Genomic DNA, 23,284 nt, shown 5'->3' on the forward strand with positions numbered 1-23,284 from the left:
CATTCCACCGTTCAGCAGGCAGTACCGACGGGGTTATCACCTGAACCGTCGGGTGCGGAAGGCGATCTCGATTGCAGTGAAGCCCGTCAGCGGCTGTAGGCGGGCACTGCCAGCAGCCAGCTGGCTCGCAGGGCATCGAGCGTTGCACCGCGGGCGGCACCGGTTCCGGGCAGCGCCCAGTCAGCCCGTTCGATTTGCTGCCGGTAGCGCTGGCTTTGCAGCTGGTTATCCGCCTGTACCAGCAGCGGAATCAGCCTCACGCCAATATGATCGAGGCTGGGGTAAGGCCAGTGCTTCGCGCCGTCGCTCCAGGGTGCCATAAAGTCCAGCGCGGTTAACAGCCCGGAACCCTGCGGCGTCCGGTAGCGCCATAAATCCCCCGACCCGTTCTTACCGACAACGGTCGCCAGCGCGCTCAGCGCCTGCAGGTTAAACCAGCTGTAGTGAAACGAGCGTGCGCGCGCCAGTTCCAGAGGCTGACGGCCGTCGGCGGTCAGCTGACCGGCCATCCGCCTCTGCGCCTGCTGGAACATCTGGCGGATGACGTCAGGTCGCTGAACGTACCAGGCAATGCCTGCCACCTGCGCGCTGTACCAGCTGCCGTGGTTATTCTTCGCCGCCGCCTCGCCCCGGCCCTCGCGGCTGGTCAGCAGCCACTGGAGATAATCGTTCATCCAGCGCTGCATCTGCTGTTCGTCCTTTTCCTGCCACCCCGGAGCCTGCCGCAGCATGATTAGCGAGTCAACAATGCGGGTGGCGAAGTAGCGGCCGTCCAGCACGCCGGTGTGCCGCCCGTCGGCGATGCCCGGCACGCCCTGGGCATACTCCAGATTGGGGTTCATGCGCGTTGCCGGGTTAATAAACCAGTGGCGCATCAGCGCGATGGCTTTATCCGCATAACGCCGGTCGCCGGAGAAATACCAGGCGAGGGTCAGCGTTTGAACACTGGCGGTAAACGACGCCAGCCGCACGCCGTCGCTTTGCTCATTTTTACTTGCCGGATTAACGTGACCATCGCGCCTGACCCAGGGCAACCCGTCCGGTTTATTGCCGTCCGGCCACCAGTAGGCGCTGAGGCTCAGGTAGTCATGTTTTGACCCGCTGGGCGGAGTCATCCCTTTATCGGTGACGCTGAGCAGCGGTTGCTTCAGCGCTTTATCTGCCGCGCGATGCAGCGCCTGCCAGGCGGCGAGCGTCGGTTCGGGTGCCTGTTGCTGTAATAAACGCTGGCGGTTCAGTACCAGGTCGCTGTCGTTAATGAAGGCATATTCCTGTGCGCAAAGCGCGGGGGAGAACGCTGAGAGGATGAGCAGCAGGAACGGAATCGCCCCGCGTAAAGAAAAAGGGCGGCCCTGAAAGGCCGCCCTGCGGTTACTGCGCTGGCGCATCCGTTGCTACCGCCGGGTCGGCTGGCGTTGCGGGGGCCTGAGGCGCGGCGTCAATCGGCTTCATAATTTTCTGCCAGCTTTCCTGTAGCTGCCCGGCATTAATTTCCGGTTCGCCCTGCGGCTGCATCAGCATCATGGTGATATCCTGGGTCAGCTGCTGGCGCAGTTCCTGGTTCAACATGTCCAGCGTCAGGCCGGAGAGAAACGCCTGGCGCAGCTTCTGGTACTGTTCCGGAGCGATATCCACCACCGCATTCTGCTGCGAGCGCAGGCGCTGGCTCATCAGCACGTCGGTATCGGTGCGGGCATAGGTGGCAAACAGCTTGTTCAGCTCGGTATTTTTCTGCGCCATCAGCGTATCAAATTCCTGCTGCGTCAGGCCGTTGTCACGCACGTTAGCCATCTCTTTGGCGATCAGGTCCAGGTTGCTACTGAGTGCCGCGTTGTCCGAATCAATATTGATGGCGCACTGGGCGCGCTGATACAGCACGCGGCAGTCAAAGCCGACCTGTACACCCTGAGCTTTATTCTCGCTTAGCACGCGCTGAACGTGCCAGAACAGCGCTTCGCGCGCCAGATCGCCCTGCCAGTAGCGCTGTAAATTCTGCGATTCCCGGATTGGCATCCAGGGATTATCCCAGACCAGAGACAGGCGGTCCTGGCCGAGTGCCGGATTGACCAGATTTACCGGCTGCGGCGGCAGTGGAGAAAGCGTTGGCAGCGGAGCGGGCTGCTCACGTTTGCCTTCCAGCGGCGAAAACACTTTGTTGATCTGCTCGGCCAGGCTGCGGCTGTCAACGTTGCCGACAACAAACAGGGTCATCGCATCCGGGGTATACCACTGTTTATAGAATGCATTGAGCTGGGCCAGATCGACTGGCACCTTCACCGCTGACGCCGGGTCGTGGCCGAGCAGCGTGGAGCCTTTCAGCCGGTAGCGCCACCAGACATCCTGAGTATTACCGGGCCAGGTACCGATGGGATCGTCGGCATTCAGCGCCGTATTCACCACCTCAGTATTGATGGTCATTTTATCCACGGTCGCGGCCAGCCAGTTCAGGGCCTCTTTCACCATTTCCGGGCGGTTATTAGGCAGACTGAGATTATAAACCGTGTAGTTATACGAGGTGATGGCTGGAGGGAGTGGATGCTGTGGATCGATGCTTTGCTGCCAGAGAGAACGCTGCTGAGCGGGTTCAAGAGCGGCGTTGTGCACCAGCGCCAGACGTGGCAAAAGGTGGCTGTAGCCGATTTGCTGGGCGCTTTCAACCAGCGATCCGGTATTCACCAACAGGCGAATTTCAATACGATCGCTTGGTCGCTGAGGTGTTGTTAATAACTGCCAGCTGAAACCGTTATCCAGTTTTCCCTGCTGCCAGGCGGGATCGGGTTGGAGAGTTTCAGCCTGTACCGTGCAGCTGGCCGCTGCCAGTACTACCCCACCAATCAAAAGACGAATTTTGGTGCCCTGCATGTGAACCCCTACTCAATCACAAACCAAAAAGAATCACTGGTGATCTGTTACCTGCTGCCCGCGACGTTTCAGCCGGTCAAAAACCCCTGGGAAGCCGCTGTATTTTAAAGGAACAGCTTGTTAGACCACGCATCGGCGAGGATGTCACACAGCGTAGAAAAAAATCATAAAAAAAGCATTGGAGGTTATTATGCAAATGCCCGCCGCGAGGGCAAGTCGCGGTGGGCATTTCAGTGAAATTTTAATAAATTAAGTGCTTAATTAGCGCTATCAGAGAGATTTTTTTGACTCTTACCGGCGTTAAGCGTCGATTTAAGCTGTTTCTCATCCAGCTGGCCGACCCATTTTGCCACCACTACGGTGGCCACACCGTTACCCACCAGGTTGGTTAAGGCGCGGGCTTCCGACATAAAGCGGTCGATGCCGAGGATAAGCGCCAGACCGGCGACCGGAAGATGCCCTACTGCGGATAGCGTTGCTGCCAGCACGATAAAGCCGCTGCCGGTCACGCCTGCGGCGCCTTTGGAAGAGAGCAGCAGCACCACCAGCAGGGTAATCTGATGGAAAATATCCATATGACTGTTGGTGGCCTGGGCAATAAATACCGCCGCCATGGTCAGATAGATCGATGTCCCGTCCAGGTTGAACGAGTAGCCGGTGGGGATCACCAGCCCAACGACGGATTTTTTACAGCCAAGCTTCTCCATTTTATCGAGCATGCGCGGCAGCGCCGATTCAGAGGAGGAGGTACCCAGTACGATCAGCAGTTCTTCTTTGATATAGGCAATAAACTTGAAGATATTAAAGCCGACCACGCGGGCAATTAAGCCCAGCACGATGACCACAAACAGCACGCAGGTGATATAGAAACAAACGATCAGCTGGCCCAGCTGTACCAGCGAACCGACGCCATATTTACCGATGGTAAAGGCCATTGCGCCGAATGCGCCAATTGGGGCGAGGCGCATAATCATATTGATGATGCCGAAAATAACCCGCGAGAAGCTGTCAATAAAGTTGAATACCAGCGTACCTTTATCGCCCAGGCGATGGAGTGCAAAGCCAAACAGCACGGCGAACAGCAGAACCTGCAGAATATTACCGCTGGCAAATGCGCCAATAACGCTACCGGGTATCACATCCAGCAGGAAGGCAACAATGCCCTGCTGTTCTGCCTGCTGGGCATAGACCGCCACGGCTTTCGCATCCAGTGTGGAAGGATCAACGTTCATCCCGGCACCTGGCTGCATCACGTTGACGACGATCAGACCGATGATAAGAGCGATAGTGCTGACCACTTCAAAGTAGAGCAGCGCGACCGCGCCGGTGCGGCCCACGGCTTTCATGCTTTCCATACCGGCAATACCGGTTACCACGGTACAGAAGATCACCGGAGCAATAATCATCTTAATAAGCTTAACGAAGCCGTCACCCAGGGGCTTCATTTGCGCACCCAGTTCGGGATAGTAATGGCCCAGCAAAACGCCGATAGCAATGGCGGTCAGTACCTGAAAATACAGGCTTTTAAACAGGGAAAGTTTCATAAAATATCCGTTATCGGCGGGAATTCGATAGGGCGAAAATAACACCCGGGTAACGGGATTGATATAACCGGAGGGAATACGGGGTCAGCCATAACGCAAATTTATGAACTGAATCACTTCAGCAGAAGATTCCTATAACCTCAGGTAAATTAACATTCTTCACGGTGATTTATCACTTTTCCAAGGGAAAAATAATAACGGTCGAACTGGCCTCGCGGTAAAGGTTCCGAATAGAGATAACCCTGACCGATATAGATATCACGCGCCAGCAGCCAGTCACGCTGTGCTTCGGTTTCTATCCCTTCCGCCACCACTTCCAGCTTGCTGATAGCGGCTATCGACGCCACAATTCGCACCATCGTGTCATCATCCGGCAGCGCAGACACAAAGCTGCGGTCGATTTTAATTTTGCTGATCGGCAGGGATTTAAACTGATTCAGCCAGTTCAGATTGGCATAGCCCATACCAAAATCATCCAGCGCGACGGAAATCCCCGCCTCATGCAGCGCCTGTAACAGATGCAGCGCGTGGTCAGACTCGCCTACCTGTGCGGTTTCGGTGATTTCCAGCACCAGGCTGCCGGGAGTAATGTTATGCCGATCGATATGTTCGCGCAGATGGGTAACCATATCGGCATCGCGCAGCTGAATCGGCGACAGATTAACGCTCAGTGTCAGCTCTATGCCCCGGTGCTGCCAGTCTGCCAGCAGGCGACAGGACTCCTCAAAGACCCAGCGCCCAAGGGCATTAATCACGCCGATCTCTTCTGCATTAACAATCAGGTCGCTCGGCAGGCACCAGCTGCCGTCCGGCTGCTGCATGCGCAGCAGGGCTTCTGCACCAATCACTTCGCCGCTGCGCATATCGATCTGCGGCTGGAGCCAGAGGGCAAACTTACCCTCTTCGATCCCTTGCAGAATGTCGAATTCCTGGGTCAGGCGCTTCTCGGCTTTTTCCGCCAGCTCAGAATCAAAGAACAGGATCTGATTTTTGCCCTGATGGCGGGCGGACATCATTGCAGAGACGGCACGCCCCATCAGCTCAGTGGCGTTCTGCCGGGTTTCCGCTCGCTGCGCCATACCGATGCTGACGTTGGGCCTCAGCTGCATATGCTGAAGACTGACCGGTTGATTAAGTGTTTGTAACAGGCTGTTCGCCAGCCGCAGCGCGCGGAACGGGTTATCCGCCTGTTTGACCAATAAAGCGAAGTCACAGTTGGACAGCTGCGCCAGCACCGTTTGTTCATCAATGCAGCCGCGGATTTTATCCACCAGCGTAAGCGTTAGCACATCCCGTTCGCTGTCGCTGACGATGCCGTTGGCGTCCAGCAGCGTCTCAATGCGCAGCACCAGTACGGTGAAGACACCACCGCCTTTCACCGATCGCAAATGCTGTTCCAGCAGCGCCAGGAACAGGGTTTTATTCGGCAGATCGGTGAGCGAATAATGCGTGCTCAGTCGGCTGATGTCCTCGTTCATCGCCCCCAGCGTTAGCTGGTTACGGTTGTAATTGCGGATCAGCAGGCCGATTTCATCGTTGCGGTGGTAGCGTGGCAGCGCCAGCTGGTGGTTCAGCAGTTCCTGCGGCGTGAGGTCCTGTAGATCCTGGGCGATTTTACGCACCGGGCGAACGATCAGGCGATTGATACACCAGCTGATAGCGACAGAGAGGATCAGGGCCAGCAGCAGGAAGGTGGTGACCATGGTTGCAACGGCGCTGAGGATAAACTGATACACCCGCCAGGAGTCGGCCTGCAGGATCAGCAGCGCCAGCGGTTTAGGATTCGCCGGTTCCACGGAGTAGAGCGGCACGGTGATCTGCACCGGCAGTTCAAACAGAGTAGCGATAAACTGCGGTACCGGTTTTTCCGGCTCGAAATCGGTATGCAGCGCCTGCAGGCCGTTGGGCAGCACCACTTCGGCACGCGCCAGGATTCCCGCCGGTCGCAGGGAGTTGAGGATGAATTCAGCCTGGGGGATATCCGCTTTCAGCACCGCCTGAGACAGCGGCTGGCGCACCGTATGGGCAACATTTTCCATTTGCTGGGCGTAGTCAATTCTGCGCTGCTGCACAAAGTGGAAAAGCTGTATAACGATAAAGATGCAGATGGTGACGACCGCAACGCCCGACACCGTTGCCATTTGCTTAATCGTTAGTGAACGACTGACGCGCAAGCCTGTTCTCCAAAGCCTGAATCCCCGGATTCATGGCGCATAAGGCAAAAAACTGCCCTGAGTATATCCTATGGCAACCGCTTGTTAAGCTATCACGCTCTGCGACTATCGGTTTAAGCGTTTTCCGATCGTTTTCCTCTCCGTCGCGGAAAGGCGACTGGCTCCTGAGAGCCAGTTACTGCTGCTGTTGCAGAAATGCCAGCCAGGTCAGCAGATGCAGGCTGGAGGAGTAGTAATCTTCGTTACTGCTCAGCGCATCGTTGAGATAACCGGTTTCATTCAGCGTTAAATCGCGCACCGACAGCAGGCCACCGGCCATATTGTACGGGGCTTTCTCGCCGCTTAACACATCGATCCATGCCGGTGTTTGCAGACGCTGGAAACCACCCCAGAAGCGCTGGAATGGGACCAGTTGAGGATTCTGCGCGTCGTACCAGTGCAGATAGAGCGGGATGCGGATGGCATCATAGCTAAAGCGCGGCGGCCAGGCTGCGGCCGGGGCAAAGGTGCCGTCGGCGTTCAGTGCTACCCAGTCCAGCGGCAGATTCGTATCGCCAAACCGCATTTGCGCCAGCAGCTCCATCCCGTCACTAATCAGCTGATTCCACACCTGAAGATGGCTGCGCCGCGCAAAGTCACGCCATGCCGGAAACACAAAGTAGGAAGGATTCAGGATCACGTAGCTGTTTTTATTGAAGCCCTGCGCGCCCGGCAGCATCACCGTGTAGCCGCCAAACGGGATAACGTTCTGTGCCAGAATGGCCCGCTGAATGGCGTCTGACGCTTTCAGGTAGGCCTGAACGTGCCATTTTTCCCCTGCCTGCTGTAGCGCCCACGCAATAAGCACATCACCATCGGAGGCATTGTTTTTATCCGCCACCGGGTCAGCCTGGGTCGGAATATAGCGCCAGTAGAACAGGCCATTGTTCGGGTTTTTTAGCGTGTTTTGCGTCCAGTTCCACAGCTTGTCAAAACTGGTGCGGTCGTTGTATTGCACGGCCATCAGCATGGCGTAGCCCTGCCCTTCCGTGTGGCTGACGTTTTTGTTACCGGTGTCCTGAATGCGACCATCACTGGTCATAAAGCGTGTCTTAAAACTGCCCCAGCCGTCCGCAGCAAAGGCCTGGGTACATCCCAGTGCCATTACCAGCATAATTACCGTCGCCCTCAACATCGCAATCATCGTATCACTCAGGCCTTATAGCGGAAGCGGAGTGAAACATCGCTGGTCGCTTCCACGCTCAGTGAAACGCGATCGTATCCTCCCTGCTCACGCAGCCAGCGGGCGTACAATCCGGTCAATACTGCGCTCAGAGCAAGATGCCACTGATGCAGCGGCAGTGCGCCATCTGCTACAGGCAGCGCCAGATGTTCAATAATCATTGCGCTTTCGGAAGGCTGAATGTCGATAAAGCCCCAGTTAAAGCGCGCCAGCACCTGGTTAATCTGCTTTTCCAAATCGCCAACGGTCGCCGCTTTACCCAGCGGGTAACGGCCCGCGAGGCTGTCCCCCATCTGCTGCAGGAAAGCCTGGCTTTCACGCTCGCCGGCATTGCCCATCATGCCGCCGATCATCACGCTCAGCAGGTCAAACCAGCCTGGCTGACACTGCTGCTGACGATAATATTGCAGGGTACGATCCTGTAACTGGCTCATGCTTATTGACTACCTCCCAGCATGTAACGGAAATAAAGTTGCGCCGTGCTTTCGTTATATTCACCAAAGGTGTCATAACCCAGCTGACCACCGACGGTGATATTTTTATTAATCTTGTAATCCGCACCCGCATGAAGATTATAGCCAACTCCGCTCTTACTGCCGCCGGAATAGTAGGCTTCTTTCGCAAAACCAGCAGTAACTGCTGATTCCAGCGCGGATTGCCACTCAGGATTGTTCGGATAATAGGCGCTGCGATCCTGGGTATAGGCCTGATAACCCGCCGAACCGCCGATGCGCACGCTCAGATCGTCATAGCTTTGCGAGTAGTCGATCGGGAAGGCAACGCTGACGAAGTTTTGCGGGCTGAAGTAGCCGCCCTGACCGTAGCTGTAGTAGCTCAGGTTCTTTTTGAAGTCCATCCAGCTCAGGCTGATACCGGTTTTCAGTTCGCGATCGTCGTAATGGTACGGACGAACGTAGGCACCGGCGTTGGCGACCAGGCTCTGGTTGCTGGCCACGTTTTCACCCAGATAGCTGTATGCCCCTGCACCGACGTAGAATCCGGCATCGCCGTCGTCATAGCTTAACAGGGCGTTACCGCCGTTTTTGGTCACCCGCCCCCAGTTGCTGCCGGAGAGCTTATCCTGCACGCCCACATAGGAGAGCAGACTGTCGGTGACGGCACGACGTTCCCCGGTCAGGATCAGCGTCAGGTAGTCGGTCAGCTTCGGTGCCCACTTCACGCCACCGACCATGGTGCTCAAGTCCTGGCCCAGCGGGGTACTGCCGAGGTCGATCTTATAGCTGGTGCCGGTCAGCGCCAGGTTCAGCTCAACGCCGCTGGCGTTCTGCGAGTCGCTGGTGCCGGTACTGGCACTGTCAACGCTCGGTTTACGCGTGGAGGCGATGAGATAGTTTTTCAGCGCCGTGTTGTTGTTCAGGCTGGTCAGGTTTTTCAACCCGGTGGCAGTCAGCGGGTTTAAATCTTCGAATTTCACACCATCCAGCGCGGTCAGCGCGGTGGCAACGCCCGGATTGGTGGTATTGAACGTCGCCAGGTCGGTCGCGTTTAAGCCACTGAGATAGGTCTGCTCGCTCTCAATCGTGCTGACCAGGTTACCGATAGCCTGTTCGGTTGCGCCGGAGCCGAGGCGACGATAGGCATCGCCGCTGGCGCTGCCTGCGCTGAGATTAATCGGCGTAACGGTAAAGTCAAAGTGCGCATCGCCCAGCGGTGAACTGGTCCAGGTCAGCGGCGCTTTGGCTTCGGTCAATTTACTGAGACCATTCTCGCCGTCGCGGCTGCGGATCTGTACCCCGGCCTGCATCCAGGTTCCGGTGTCTTTTTCCAGATCGGCCATCATGGTATCAATCTGGGCCAGCGTCTGGTTTTCTCTTAACAGCGGTGCATTACCCATGGTGAAGGTGGCGCCCGGAATATCGCGGTAATCACGATAGGTCGGCGACAGCTGCCACGGCATGGTTTTACCGTAGGTAGACGGTGAAGGACGCGGCGACAGCGTGGTGCGGTTGATAAACGGGTTGTCTGACATCGCCAGACCGCCAATCCCCGCGCTGCTGCCGGTATCGGCGCCCGAAAGCCCGATCACCTTGCCACGTGCGGTGCGCAGGTAGCTCAGCGCTTCGTTATGGTCGCCGTCGGCATTCGCCACGCGAGCCAGCAGCAGCAGGCGCTCAGGTGACTGCTGACCGCGCAGGCCGGTACTCAGTGAGCGCGCGCGTGGGACATCGTTCAGCGCCAGCGCCACGTTGATAGCGCCTTCACGCGCATCCTGATTCGGCGTATCGCGCGTCATCAGGTAGTCATAGACCACGCCGGCTTCTTTGTTCATTTTGCCGGACTGATAGAGCCGCGCCATGGCAAACATCAGGTCGGTGTTCTGCGGATCTTTCTGCAGGGCGGTAATCAGTTTGTCGTAGGCCGCAGCGTACTGTTTTTGCTCGCGCAGGCGGTCGACTTCATTGATCACGCCGCCGTTGCGAATACCGGCCAGCTGAGTTGGCGTACTGCGCGACTGGATTTCCGGGCTGCTGAGGAAGCTCTGCGCCTCGGCACCTAATCCTGCCTGCTCAAGTACGGCGGCCTGTGCGGCATAGTCCCCGGCATTGCCCTGCACGCCACGGCGCATGTTGCCGCGTACTACCGACACGGCGGTGCTCATATCGCCCGCCTGGGCCAGGGCTTTCGCCAGATTACCAGCATCGGACGGGCTGGACGGCGGGTTGGCTGCCAGCACTTTCAGCGTATTGGCGGCGGCGGCACTGTTGCCCTGCGCCAGGTACTGTTTTGCCACATCCATCTGCTGATTAAAGCTGGCCCGCTGTGCCAGCGTGCGCATATCGGCGTTCTGGCTGCGGGCCGGAATACGCGACAGCAGGCTGTTGGCCTGTGCCCACGATCCCGTTTCGCTGGCAAACAGCGCGGCGGCGTAAACTTCGTTGCTGGAGGCACCGTTGCGGTAAGCGGGCTGCATGACGCCTGCGGCCTGAGCCGAATTGCCCTGCTGCTCATAGATACGCGCCAGATCGAGGCGCAGCCACGGATCTGACGGGAAGCGCTGCATCCCCTGCTGGAGGATCGACACCGCACGCTGCGGGTTACCCGCGGCCAGCGCCTGCTTAGCCTCGTTACGCACCGGATCGCTGGTGGCGACCGGGCGCGGCGTGACCGCAGCGCGAACGCTGGCTGGCAGTGAGGCCAACAGCGTATTGGCTTCCGCCGTACGATTCTGCTGACGCAGCACGTAGAACAGGCCTTCTTTCGCCGGGCGGTTGTCAGGCTCGGTTGCCAGCACGCTGCGGAAGGTCTGTTCCGCCTGATCGAGCTGGTTGCTGCGGCGCAGCGCATCGCCACGGAACAGTTTGGCGGAAACGCCTTTTTCACCGGCGGCCTGAGTCAGTGGCTCACTGAGCGACAGCGCCTGTGCGGTATTGCCGGATTTCAGCGCCTGCTGGGCGGTAGCCAGCTGACCATAGAAGCGGGCATCATCCGCCTGCTGCTGACGCTGCTGGCTGTTATTGCCGCCCAGTTTGGCCGCACGCTCAAGGTAGTCGGCGGCCTGAGTATAATTGCCGTTGCGCTGGGCAACGTAGCCCAGACCGGCCAGCGCATCCGCATCTTCCGGGTTAACCTGAAGTACCTGGTCGAATGCGTTTTGCGCGCCGGAAACGTCGCCGCTGTTCAGTGCGTTAAAGCCCTGACCTTTGGTTTCTCCACCGACGTTTTTACGGTAGTAGGCCATCACCGCCGTATCCTGCGGATGGCGCTGCTGGTAGTTCTGATACAGCGCATCATCGGTCGGTTTCGGGCCCAGCCACAGCAGCGCCTGGCGCAGCGAGCGGTCGGCATCCGGATTCGCCGGAGCCATCGTTTCCAGCGACTGCAGGCCTTCACGACGGGTGGATTCCTGATAGGTCAGAGCTTTGGCCAGCGCCAGTTTGGCGGCGTTGTCCTGTGGGTTCTGGGCGCTGAACTGGCGCAGGTTATCGATCGCCTGCGGCAGCATGTTACGGTCACCGGCCATCGTCAGATAGTATTCCGCCGCCACGCTGGCAGGCGGCTGGTTGCCGCTGAACGTGTTGCGCCAGGTTTGCAGCGCGGCGGCGGTGTTGCCGGTGCGCGCCTGCTGGCGGGCCAGCGACAGCTGTGCTGCCGGAATCGACTGCATCTGGCGGGCGTTATCCAGCTCAACCAGACGCGGGTCCTGCGGCGACACTTCACTCAGCCTGGTACGCCATTTGGTCATGCCTGCGGTGTCGCCGTTCTGCTGCGACCACAGGGCCATCAGATACATCGCCTGGGTGTTATTGCCGTCCACCATCAGCACTTTCTGTAACGCTTCACGCGCCAGATTGTCGTGCGATTTCTGATGCCAGTAGTTTGCCTGGTCAAAAAGCGCCTGAACGGCCGGGTTGTTATCAGCCGCCATCAGCGGGAAGGAGATGACCGACAGCGCAAGGCTGCCGCCGATCATCCAGCGATGGCGAATTCTGGCGCTTAACTGTGTGAGTTGTGTTTTCATCATTCTTTTTTCTCGCCAGAGGAACGGGATGATTTCGGTGGATGCAGGCGACGCCATGAGTGGCGTTTCAGCAGCACGTAGGTACTTAATCCCACTAATGTCGAACACAGCAGTGCCACAAGGGCCATCAGAACGGAGTGCTGGTTGGCATACCAGACCACCATCATGTACCACGGCATTTGTCCGCTGGGGAACTGGGCGCCAACGCGGAAGCTGCGCACACCGGTTTCATCCGTAATGATAGCCGTATCGCCGCGAATACCGGCGTTGATGCGCTGCAAGGTTAAATCGTTGCTCAGGCGGTTCAGCTGATCGTCGTCGGTCGCGATGGTCATCACCACCAGACGGCTGCCGTTCCACGGCGAGCGATAGCTGACAAACCCACGCCAGTCTTCGTTAGAAGACAGATAGCGGTCGGCATCCAGTGATTGCCGTGACCAGTCGCCGGTCAGCCAGCTGCGCAGTTTTTCCAGCGTTCCCTGCACTTTCACGCCCAGCGTATGGCCGTGAACTTCATACGGTGAAGCGGCCAGAATCGACTCGTTGAAAGCAGTTTGACCGAGCGTGGACACCGCCAGGACATCGCTGTTTTCCAGACGTTCGCGCATGGCTCCGCCGCCAGGTACGCCGAACACCACGTTGTTGTAGGCCAGCGCTACGCCGGTGGCATTACCGGAACGTCCGGCCATGTTTAACAGCGCGCTGATTTCGGCATTAGCCGGCTTCTCAGGCAGCATCAGTACGGTCTGAGAATAGTCAGCCAGACGCGAGAACGGGAACGAGGCACCGACGAAGTAGGAGAGGTTCGGCAGCATCGCGAAGTGGCGCGTGTGGCTCAGATCGATCGAGGAGTCTTCTTCGATTCGGCTCTTAATATTGTTGTTGGTCAGAACGCTACAAGGTGCGTTGGCCTTCGGTTTGATATTGAAATAGAGCTGCAGCTGGTTATCACCGTAAATCAGATACGGGTCCAGTTTCAGCGTGTATTTCTCCTGGCGTGCGTCGCCGCCCAGGCGGTGCCAGATATTTTCCAACAGCCCGAGTTTATTGACCGTCAGATTACGCAGGAAGGTGCCGTTCAGGGTGACGTTAAGAACGGAGTTATCTTCATCAATCCAGTTTTCAGACGGGAAACGATAGTTCAGCTGCAGCGGCAGCGTATCGCCGTCCCACAGGAACAGATCCGGTGCCGCGCGGAAGTTAACCCGCAGCGCGTCATGCCAGATGCCGTTGGCAGTCAGGTTCTGATCCTGGCGCAGCAGCTCGCTCAGGCGAACCGGGCGCTCGGTATTAATCCAGCGCGGAGCGTCATAAGGTTTACGCAGCGGCAGCGTTTGCTGACCTACTTCCAGCTGGGCGCTGTCTACCTTCATTGGCTGTAACAGACGGGTTGCCGCCTGGCGCAGTTGCAGGTCGTCTTTACCGACGACCAGCAGCAGCTTGTAGACCGGGTTGTCCGGGTTATCGACGATTTTCACCAGCGGCACGCTGGTTTCCGGCAGCGTCAGGCTGGAAATCACTTCACCCGGGTGGCCGAACACCACGCCGTTTTTCTCCGGCAGCTGGCCGCGCAGCACCGGGAAGGTAATCCCACGGTAGTCCGCCTGAATGCCCAGCCACGACGCCAGGATTGCCGCCGCGCTGACTTCGCCCGGCTGAATATTTTCGCCAAACGCCATAGCGACGCTGGAGGAGTTCATCCGCAGCGGATCGAGGAACGGCCGCGGGAAATTGCTCAGACTGGTGCCGATGTTCAGCTGCTGACCTTCCAGCGACAGCGTGGTCGTTGGCAGGATCGTCACCTGGTACTGATCTTCGCTGTCGCGCTCGCACAGGAGCTGGTCAGCATCGTTAATTTTGAAGCTCAGGTTGTTGTTTGAGACCACCATCGCCGCGGGGATATCCAACTGATAGTCTTCACTTTCTTTATCCGACGCGCTCAGCGGCAGTGTACCCAGAGGCTGACCGTTCATCATCAGCTGCAGCGAGGTATTACGCGCCGCCAGCGCGGAAGAGACCTTCAGCGACAGATTCAGACGCGCATTGGTGATCACTTCATCGCCCGGCAGCGTAAAGGTGATACCGGACTGCAGCTGGCCACCGGTCAGCAGCACGCCCTGCGGCTGGCCCATCTGTGCAACCGTCACCGTGCTGGAGAGCGGCTGATTCAGGGAGACCATCGGTGAGGTATTAGCAGGCGGTGCAGGAAGCGGAGGCAGCCCCGGCAGCTCGGCCACCGATCCCGGCGGCAGCGCAGGTTCGTTGCCCGCAGGCAAGCCGTTTTCCGCGCCCGTTGCCGGTGCTGGATTGTCTGATGCCGCAGCGGGCTGATCGTTCTCTTCAGCTTCTGCGCCGTTACCCTGGTTGGCAGGAACAAAGTTATTCAGTAAGTTGCCAAACTGCGAATTGTTGTTGGCCGTATCTGCGGCGTTGAGGTTGCTCAGTGTCAGCGCAGTACTCAGGCACAGTGCGCGAAGTATCAATTGCTTCATGCCACTCCATCCTTCTCAGCATGCATACGGCGCTTTTTATTCGCGCGGCGATCTTTCCAGGTCAGCCAGAACAGTTCGAATACTGTACGAATGATATTCACCAGCGAGCGCAGCGGATTATCTTTTGGCCCTTCCGGTTTCAGCCAGGCATCGGCGCGGGACAGCACCACGCGCACCAGCTCACGGCGGCGCGACAGCGGAATATCCTTAAACTGGAAGCGCAGCACGCCGGAATCAGCGCTGATCAGATGAACCGGAATCGAGATAGCGCCGGAGTGCAGCATCAGTTCGATCTCTTCAATTTCATCATTCTCGAAGCGCTGATCCGGAGCGGTCAGCTGTGCGCCGCCCATCGACAGGTTGATGGTGTGGCAGCGTGAGGAGATACCGCTGGCATAGTGCACAATTGCCGGGATATTCACGTCGATACGAATGGTTTTACGTACCTGCTTGGTTTCGCGCGCCACGGCAATCGCCGCCATCAGTATCACCAGGCTGAAGGTGGCCCAGCCGACGTTCAGCGCAATAACGTAAGGGTCTACGCCGAAGTAGTCGTGAGCGGTGGCGCGTACGATGCCGCTGATCACCCCGGCTGCCAGCAGCAGGGCACAGATCACGTGTGGGCGTACGATGTTGAAGTCGAAGAAGCCGACGTCCAGCAGGCCGCCTTTATCCGTTACGTTAAACTTACCGTGCTTCGGCGAAATCATCGTCAGCAACGTCGGGATCACCAGGTGGAATGCCATCACCGTTTCGTAAATTTCACCCCAGAAGGTGGCGCGGAAACGGCCATTCATACGGGAGTTCACGTACAGCGACAGCACCAGGTGCGGCAGCACGTAGGCGAAGATCAGGCTGGCCGATGAGTGAATAATGTTCAGGTTAAACAGCAGGTAGGCCAGCGGCGCCGTCAGGAACACCACGCGCGGCAGACCGAACTGGAAGTGCAGCATGGCGTTGAGGTAGCACAGGCGCTGCTGCCACTTCAGGCCACGGCCCAGCAGCGGGTTGTCCACGCGGAAAATCTGCGTCATGCCGCGCGCCCAGCGGGTACGCTGAACGATATGCAGACCCAGGCGCTCGGTAGCCAGACCGGCGGCCAGCGGGATGGCCAGAAACGCGGAACCCCAGCCCAGTCGCTGCATTTTTAATGCGGTGTGCGCATCTTCGGTCACGGTTTCCACCGCAAAACCATTGATCTCTTCCAGCGCGGAACGACGAATAACGGCACAGGAACCGCAGAAGAACGTTGCGTTCCAGTTATCGTTACCCTGCTGTACCGGGCCGTAGAACAGCGCGCCTTCGTTAGGGATTTCGCGAGCGGCTTTCAGGTTACGTTCAAACGGGTCCGGCGAGTAGAAATAGTGCGGCGTTTGCAGCAGCGCCAGCTTGTCATCTTTCAGGAAGGCACCCACGGTGGCCTGCAGGAAGGTGCGGGTGGCTACGTGGTCACAGTCAAAGACGGTAATCAGTTCACCCTTGGTGATTTTCATCGCGTGGTTCAGGTTACCGGCCTTGGCGTGGCGGTTGTCGTCGCGGGTGATATAACCCACGCCGACGTCGGCGGCGAAGCGGGCAAATTCGCTGCGCTTGCCGTCATCCAGTAGGTAGATCTTCAGCTTGTCGCGCGGGTAGTCGATACACTGTGCGGCCAGCACGGTGTCGCGAACCACATCAAGGCTTTCGTTATAGCTGGGAACGTAAACGTCCACCGTCGGCCAGAGTGAAATATCATCGGGCAGCGGTTCAATCGTGCGTTTAAGCGGCCAGGAGGTCTGCAGGTAGCCGAGAATTAAAATCAGCCAGACGTAGAGTTCGGCGATAAACAGGCCGATACCCAGAATCGCTTCCACTTCGGAATTGAAGTGCAGGGTTTCGGTAGCGCGCCAGTATATATAGCGGGTCGACATGATCGCGGAAAGAAATACCATGATCAGCGAGACCGGCTTGCTCTTAATAAAGCCCAGCAGGAACACAATACCGATGGAAATCAGACCAAAGGTATATTGTTTCTGGCTATCCATCGGGGTGATAACGATTACCGCCGCAACGGGCAGTAAGATGAGTAAGAGCAGATAAAACAGGACTTTATTCATAAGTCATCCTGAACACGTGTGGGTATAATTCTTCGTGGCGCATTTCACCACGCGTCTTCAGGCATCCGTGCCAGGTTCCTGTGACCCGCTCTAGCGAGACTGAAGCGGCGCATGCATCTCGCCGTCGCCGACTTTAATATCAAGCAGCGCGGAAAGACGTTTACCGATCAGCTCGATATCGAATGCGGCAGCGGATACGGAACTGAAATCAAAAATAGACTGCTGTGAGGCGTTGGCTTCAGCCACGCTTTCATCACGGTTTACTACACCGATAAGCCTGTCGCCCAGGCGCTGCTGCATAAACAGCGTCACATCGCGGCTGATATTGCGGCGACTGTCGCTCTGGTTCAGCACAAAATAGTGGCCTTTACGATGATTCAGGGCGCTGCCAATCAGTTTTTCATTTTCCACCTGCGGCAGCAGCGACAGCGAAGCCGTGTCGGCCAGCATCACCACCAGGTGCATATCGGCCAGTGCCGCCATGGCTTTCAGCGCCGGGCCAGGGCCCGGAGGGAAATCAGCGATAATCACCAGACCGGGATAGTTCAGTACGGTGTTCAGGCCCCGGATAATAAAGTTCGGATCGTGGGTCAGATTATCTTCGAACTGCATACGCTGCTGTTCGGTTACATCACCGTAAGGCAGAACAAAGATGTTCCCGCCGGTGGTGAGAATGGACTGGCTCCAGTCGGAAGATTCGGCAGATTTGGCAACAAAGCCGCGTCCGTCCGACAGCGGTACACCAAAATGCAGACGCAGCGCATTCTGCACGTCAAAATCGATCGCCAGCACTTTGCTACCGTTGCGGGCAAGCGCGTGTGCAAGGTTGGCTGCCATGGTGGTTTTACCCACACCGCCTTTAGGGGAACAGACGCAAACTAACGGCATGAGGCAATTTTCTCCAGCAGGGATTGTAATGGCATCTCTTTAGAAACGATCTGTTCAGCCGAGCCGTGTGCCGGGCTGAATAACTGTTTATAGCTGATATTTGAAGATGTTGCCGCAGGCTGCGCGTGCGGCTGTATCGCCTGGCTACTGGCAAAAAGCGGCGAGGTTGCTGGCGGCTGCGACTGATACAGCGGTTGCGGCGAAACCTGCTGGGACGCATAGTACGGCTGCTGCACAACCTGCTGTGGCTGATACTGTGGCGGCACCTGCTGCGGATGCGGCTGATACTGCGGTGCGGCAACCTGCTGAGGCGGTGGCGCTACCGGCGGCGACTGCAGCAGTGCATTCAGCTGTGGCTGTACAGGCGGAGGCGGCAGCGGGAAGCCTGATTGCAGCAGGGGCTGAGCGTTCGGCTGTGTTGGCTCCGGCTGCTGTTGTAACAGCGCGTTGAGCTGCGGCGCAGTGGGCTGCTCAAGCGGAGCATCAGGCTTTTTCTGCGCAGTGTTTGGCTGTGACTTCGCCAGCTGATCGAACAGCGAGCCTGACGCCTGAGCAACAGACTCCGGACGCAGATCGGCGACTTTGGTCAGCTGTACCGCTGGTTTCGCTGGTGCAACAGGCGGAACTTCCGGCTGCGGCGTAACGGGTGCGGATGCTTCAGGCGGCGTGCCTGGCTTCAGCGATGATGAAATGCTATCGAATAACGATGCGCCCACCGATGGCGTGCGGTCCTCCAACGCGGAGAATGACGGCAACGGTTGTGCGGGCGCAGCGGCTACCGGCGGAGCCAGCAGCACCGACGGATCGATAGGCTGAGGTGCAACAACATCAATCCTCTGACTCTTATCCAGCACCGGGTCGGTACCATCACTGAGCAACTGCTTGATAATGGCCCAGTTTGAGCTGTCAGAATGGAGTGACTGCTCGGACATATCTTTGAATTCGATGTGGTTTGTTTGCGTCTTTTCTTTAAAACGCTGCAAGTCATCATAACTTTTCATAGAAGCGATCGCGCAGAAGGAGGATTTCCCGGCAATATAACACACTCTTTTTGAAATCGTCAGATTAATCTCAGCGCGCAGTTTACTGATTTTCAATCAGTAAATTAACGGGTTACTAGCAAAATTATTTATTGCCAACGTCACTTATCATAATAGTGACTATGTTATTAAACTGGATAATTTTACTGGATTAAGGGCTTTCATTTCACAAACTTGAAATAGCTTAAAAATAGTTATTAACTTCTTTTCCTTAATTTTCCTTTGGATTATTAAGGTTATCCGTTAACTCGTTCTCAGTATTGGAAAAAAAAGAGACTTCCGATTAAACGACTCTTTTACTTATCTTAAGTGTTTAAGGTGGGTACAGTTTCAGCGTTGTTAAAAAGAAAGCGGAGCTAATCTCCGCTTTTGCATTATGACCGTTTTCAGGCAGCCGGTTCGCTCTCATCCTGTTCAACGGCGAAGCAGGCGACCTGCTGACCGCCCCAGGATTTTAGCTGCGGCTGTAGCTGGGTGCAGGTGCCAAGCCGCCGACGGCAGCGGGCGTTAAACGCACATCCCGGCGGTGGATTCAGCGGGCTGGGCAGCTCGCCGGTCAGTTTGATACGCTCGCGCCGATCGTCCGGGTTAAGACGCGGCGTGGCGGAAAGCAGCGCCTGAGTATAAGGATGCCGCGGATTAGCGAAAATCTCCTCTTTGGTTCCCTTCTCTACGCAGCGTCCCAGATACATCACCATTACTTCATCGGCGATGTGCTCTACCACCGACAGATCGTGAGAGATAAAGATGTAGGAAAGCCCCAGCTCCTGCTGCAGGTCCATCATCAGATTCAGGACCTGCGCGCGGACCGACACATCCAGCGCGGAGACCGGTTCATCGGCAATCAGCACGTCCGGGTCAAGCATCAGGCCACGGGCAATAGCAATACGCTGGCGCTGGCCGCCCGAGAACATATGCGGATAGCGATCGTAGTGCTCCGTTTTCAAGCCCACTTTCGCCATCATCGCCAGGGTTTTCTCCCGGCGCTCGGCTTTAGTCAGGTTGGTATTGATTACCAGCGGCTCTTCCAGGATCTGGCTGACTTTTTTACGCGGGTTGAGCGAGCCATACGGGTTCTGGAAGACAATTTGAATCTTCTGCCGCCGCATCTGCTGCGCCTGCGGGTCGTGCTTCAGCAGGTCCTGTCCCTGATAGAACAGCTGGCCTTCGGTCGGCGTTTCAATCATCGTCAGAAGGCGGCCCAGGGTGGATTTACCACAGCCGGACTCCCCCACCACCGCCAGCGTTTTACCGCGTTCGAGGTTAAACGATACGCCGTCCAGCGCTTTCACCAGTCGTTCCTGGCCAAACAGGCCTTTTTTAACCGGGTAATGTTTCTTCAGATCGATCGCCTGCATCAGCAGGGTCGGATTCGTTCCTTCAGGCTTCATAAGTAGGTCTCCCGGCATCATCCAGTGGGAAATGGCATTTGGACTGACGCCCTGCAAGATCGCGCAGCGGCGGTTCTTCCGATCGGCAGCGGTTGGTGGCGTACGGGCAGCGTGGATTCAGCAGACAGCCGTTGGGCCGGTCATATTTACCCGGCACGACGCCCGGCAGCGAGGCCAGTCTTGCCTTGTCGGTGGAAAATTCCGGCAGTGCGCGCAGCAAAGCCTGGGTGTAGGGATGGCGCGGTGCTTTAAAGATATCCACCGCTTTACCGGTTTCCACCACCTGCCCGGCATACATCACAATGATGTGCTGCGCGGCTTCGGCGACCAGCGCCAGATCGTGGGTGATGAGGATCAGCGCCATATTTTCCTGGCGCTGCAGATCCAGCAGCAGCTCGATGATCTGCGCCTGAATGGTCACATCCAGCGCGGTAGTCGGTTCATCGGCAATCAGCAGCTTAGGTCGACAGGCAATCGCCATCGCGATCATCACGCGTTGACTCATGCCGCCCGACAACTGATGTGGATAGACATCCAGCCTGGAGGCCGGATCGGGGATACCCACCTGGTTCAGCAGATCGATCGCGCGCTGGCGGCGGGTACGGCGATTACCGCCCTGATGCACCTTTATGGCTTCCATAATCTGGTAGCCCACGGTGTAGCAGGGGTTCAGGCTGGTCATCGGGTCCTGGAAGATCATCGCGACCTCCGAACCCACCAGCTGGCGGCGCTCTTTCTCGGAAATCTGCTGCAGGTTGCGCTGATCGAAGACCAGCTGATCTGCCATGACCTTACCGGGATAGTCGATCAGCCCCATGATTGCCAGTGAACTGACGGATTTACCGGAGCCGGACTCGCCGACGATACCGACCACCTGCCCCTGTTCAACCTGGTAGCTGATGCGGTCTACGGCGCGGAACGGTGCTTTTTCGTCACCGAAATGCACCGAGAGTTTATCTACAGTTAATAGTGCCATCTCGCTGCCTACTGTTTGAGTTTCGGGTCAAGAGCGTCGCGTAAACCGTCGCCCATCAGGTTGAATGCCAGTACCGTCAGCAGAATGGCAACACCGGGGAAGGTGACCACCCACCAGGCACTTTGCGCATACTGCAGTACGTCGGAGAGCATGGTGCCCCACTCCGGCGTAGGCGGTTGCGCCCCCATACCCAGGAAACCCAGCGCGGCCATATCGAGGATCGCGTTGGAAAAGCCAAGAGACGCCTGTACGATCAGCGGTGCCAGGCAGTTCGGTAAGATATTGATAAACATCTGGCGCATCGCCCCTGCCCCCGCCACGCGCGAGGCGGTAACGTAGTCACGGGTCACTTCCACCAGTACCGCCGCGCGGGTCAGGCGGATATAGTGCGGCAGGGCGACAAAGGTCAGCGCCAGCGAGGCGTTGACAATTGACGGGCCAAAGATCGCCACCAGCACCAGCGCCAGCAGCAGGCTTGGCAGTGCCAGCATGATATCGACCAGGCGCATAATCGCCGCATCAATCGCACCGCCGACGTAGCCGGCAATCAGGCCGAAGACCACGCCCATAATCAATGACAGAACCACCACCAGGCAGCCGACCAGCAGCGACAGGCGTGCGCCGTACATCAGGCGGGAAAGAACATCGCGGCCAACATCATCCGTACCAAGAAGGTACTGCCAGCTACCGCCTTCCTGCCAGGCCGGCGGGCGCAGCAGCGCGTCGCGGAACTGCTCTGCCGGTGCATGCGGTGCCAGAACGTTGGCAAAAATAGCGATTAAAATCATTACGACGACGTAAACCAGGCCGATCACCGCGCCTTTGTTACGCTTAAAGTAGTGCCAGAATTCCTGTAACGGGGTCATCGGCTTGGGTGCAGCAGGGACGCTGCCCGGATCTACAACAGACATAGTGGCCCCTTATTTCTTGTGGCGTATGCGTGGATTGACCACGCCGTAAAGCACGTCGACCAGCAGGTTAACGAGGATAATCAGCGTGGCAACCATCAGCACGCCGCCCTGGACGACCGGATAATCGCGGCGCTGGAGTGCGTCGATCAACCAGCGACCCAGGCCTGGCCAGGAGAAGATGGTTTCGGTCAGGATTGCACCGGCCAGCAGCGTGCCGACCTGCAGGCCGATCACCGTGACCACCGGCAGCATCGCGTTGCGCAGCGCGTGGACGATAATCACCCGCATCGGGGTCAGCCCTTTGGCGCGCGCGGTGCGGATATAATCCTCGCCCAGCACTTCCAGCATCGCCGAACGGGTCATACGCACAATCACCGCCAGCGGAATGGTGCCCAGCACCACGGCAGGCAGGATCATATGCATCACGGCATCAATAAAGTCGCCCGGCTCGCCCCAGATCAGGGTGTCGATCAGCATAAAGCCGGTCAGCGGCAGCGTGTCGTCGAGGAAGACCGTATCGCTGATGCGCCCGGACACCGGGGTCAGGTTGAGCTGCACCGAAACCAGCATGATCAGCATCATGCCCCACCAGAAAATCGGCATGGAATAACCGGTCAGGGAGATACCCACCGCGGTATGATCGAAAATTGAACCGCGTTTAACCGCGGCCAGCACGCCAACGGGGATACCAACGATCACCGCAAACAGCATGGCGCAGATGCCCAGTTCCATTGTCGCTTTGAAGCGCGGAACAAATTCGTCCCATACCGGAATGCGGCTTTTCAGCGACATACCTAAATCGCCGTGCAGCACGTTCCAGACATAGGTGAAGTATTGCTGCCAGAGTGGCTTATCCAGACCAAGCTGGGCCAGCAGCTGAGCGTGACGTTCAGCGGAGATCCCGCGTTCACCTGCCATAATCAGCACCGGGTCGCCGGGGATCATGTGGACAAACGCGAAAGTTAACAGGGTGATACCAATAAACGTTGGGATAACGAGTCCCAGCCGTCGGAGTATGAACTGCAGCATATTCCGTACTCTCTTCTGTTTCCCGCCGGTCTTAGCCTGCGGGATTATTATTGCTCACATCTTGTAGCCGGGTAGACCCGGCCACGACGCAGCGAACTGCGCCTTGACCTGAATAAACAAGGATTAAGCGGGCTTCGAAACATCGAAAGGGGTTGAACAGCCACCGATGCGGCTCTTCA

Annotated in this window: 15 protein-coding genes; all 15 read right to left on the reverse strand. The window is 57.5% G+C overall.

Going from position 1 to position 23,284, the window contains the following annotated elements; translation table 11 throughout:
- Nucleotides 1-86 precede the first annotated feature (86 nt).
- Nucleotides 87-1,388, reverse strand: coding sequence for an alginate lyase family protein (locus tag IBT46_RS12145; RefSeq protein WP_200545869.1), 1,302 nt, complete (start codon nt 1,386-1,388; stop codon nt 87-89).
- On the reverse strand, nt 1,372-2,862 hold the full coding sequence (locus tag IBT46_RS12150) for a pitrilysin family protein (RefSeq protein WP_200545870.1): 1,491 nt from the start codon (nt 2,860-2,862) through the stop codon (nt 1,372-1,374). Before IBT46_RS12150 ends, IBT46_RS12145 begins: the two co-directional genes overlap by 17 nt.
- A 257-nt stretch (nt 2,863-3,119) precedes the next feature.
- On the reverse strand, nt 3,120-4,406 hold the full coding sequence (locus tag IBT46_RS12155; protein WP_200545871.1) for a dicarboxylate/amino acid:cation symporter: 1,287 nt from the start codon (nt 4,404-4,406) through the stop codon (nt 3,120-3,122).
- 149 nt (nt 4,407-4,555) lie between these two features.
- Nucleotides 4,556-6,580, reverse strand: a complete 2,025-nt coding sequence (hmsP, locus tag IBT46_RS12160) for a biofilm formation regulator HmsP (protein ID WP_200545872.1) — start codon at nt 6,578-6,580, stop codon at nt 4,556-4,558.
- 175 nt (nt 6,581-6,755) lie between these two features.
- Complete coding sequence (locus IBT46_RS12165; RefSeq protein ID WP_105593694.1) at nt 6,756-7,763, reverse strand: glycosyl hydrolase family 8; 1,008 nt, start codon at nt 7,761-7,763, stop codon at nt 6,756-6,758.
- 8 nt (nt 7,764-7,771) lie between these two features.
- Nucleotides 7,772-8,236, reverse strand: coding sequence for a cellulose biosynthesis protein BcsD (gene bcsD / locus IBT46_RS12170; RefSeq protein ID WP_200545873.1), 465 nt, complete (start codon nt 8,234-8,236; stop codon nt 7,772-7,774).
- Between the two features lie 2 nt (nt 8,237-8,238).
- Nucleotides 8,239-12,282 carry a cellulose biosynthesis protein BcsC gene (locus IBT46_RS12175; RefSeq protein WP_200545938.1) on the reverse strand — a complete coding sequence of 1,348 codons (4,044 nt, stop codon included), beginning with the start codon at nt 12,280-12,282 and terminating at the stop codon, nt 8,239-8,241.
- Nucleotides 12,282-14,774: a cellulose biosynthesis cyclic di-GMP-binding regulatory protein BcsB gene (gene bcsB / locus IBT46_RS12180; protein WP_200545874.1), complete on the reverse strand. Its 2,493-nt coding sequence runs from the start codon at nt 14,772-14,774 to the stop codon at nt 12,282-12,284. Before bcsB ends, IBT46_RS12175 begins: the two co-directional genes overlap by 1 nt.
- Nucleotides 14,771-16,870 (reverse strand): UDP-forming cellulose synthase catalytic subunit, encoded by a 2,100-nt coding sequence (bcsA, locus tag IBT46_RS12185; RefSeq protein WP_200545875.1) that lies wholly within the window; start codon nt 16,868-16,870, stop codon nt 14,771-14,773. The genes bcsB and bcsA overlap by 4 nt, the downstream gene beginning before the upstream one ends.
- A 90-nt stretch (nt 16,871-16,960) precedes the next feature.
- Nucleotides 16,961-17,758 (reverse strand): cellulose biosynthesis protein BcsQ, encoded by a 798-nt coding sequence (bcsQ, locus tag IBT46_RS12190; RefSeq protein ID WP_105593690.1) that lies wholly within the window; start codon nt 17,756-17,758, stop codon nt 16,961-16,963.
- On the reverse strand, nt 17,749-18,759 hold the full coding sequence (gene bcsO, locus IBT46_RS27295; protein WP_234480094.1) for a cellulose biosynthesis protein BcsO: 1,011 nt from the start codon (nt 18,757-18,759) through the stop codon (nt 17,749-17,751). Before bcsO ends, bcsQ begins: the two co-directional genes overlap by 10 nt.
- Nucleotides 18,760-19,184: 425 nt before the next feature.
- Nucleotides 19,185-20,189, reverse strand: a complete 1,005-nt coding sequence (gene dppF, locus IBT46_RS12200) for a dipeptide ABC transporter ATP-binding subunit DppF (protein WP_123334543.1) — start codon at nt 20,187-20,189, stop codon at nt 19,185-19,187.
- A complete protein-coding gene (gene dppD, locus IBT46_RS12205) occupies nt 20,179-21,165 on the reverse strand; it encodes a dipeptide ABC transporter ATP-binding protein (RefSeq protein ID WP_105593688.1) in 987 nt (328 codons plus the stop codon). The genes dppF and dppD overlap by 11 nt, the downstream gene beginning before the upstream one ends.
- Before the next feature lie 8 nt (nt 21,166-21,173).
- Nucleotides 21,174-22,076, reverse strand: a complete 903-nt coding sequence (gene dppC / locus IBT46_RS12210) for a dipeptide ABC transporter permease DppC (protein WP_105593687.1) — start codon at nt 22,074-22,076, stop codon at nt 21,174-21,176.
- A gap of 9 nt (nt 22,077-22,085) precedes the next feature.
- Nucleotides 22,086-23,105 (reverse strand): dipeptide ABC transporter permease DppB, encoded by a 1,020-nt coding sequence (gene dppB, locus IBT46_RS12215; protein WP_200545876.1) that lies wholly within the window; start codon nt 23,103-23,105, stop codon nt 22,086-22,088.
- Nucleotides 23,106-23,284 lie beyond the last annotated feature (179 nt).

The organism is Erwinia sp. S38 (assembly GCF_016624545.1).
GTDB classification, from domain to species: Bacteria; Pseudomonadota; Gammaproteobacteria; order Enterobacterales; family Enterobacteriaceae; genus Erwinia; species Erwinia coffeiphila.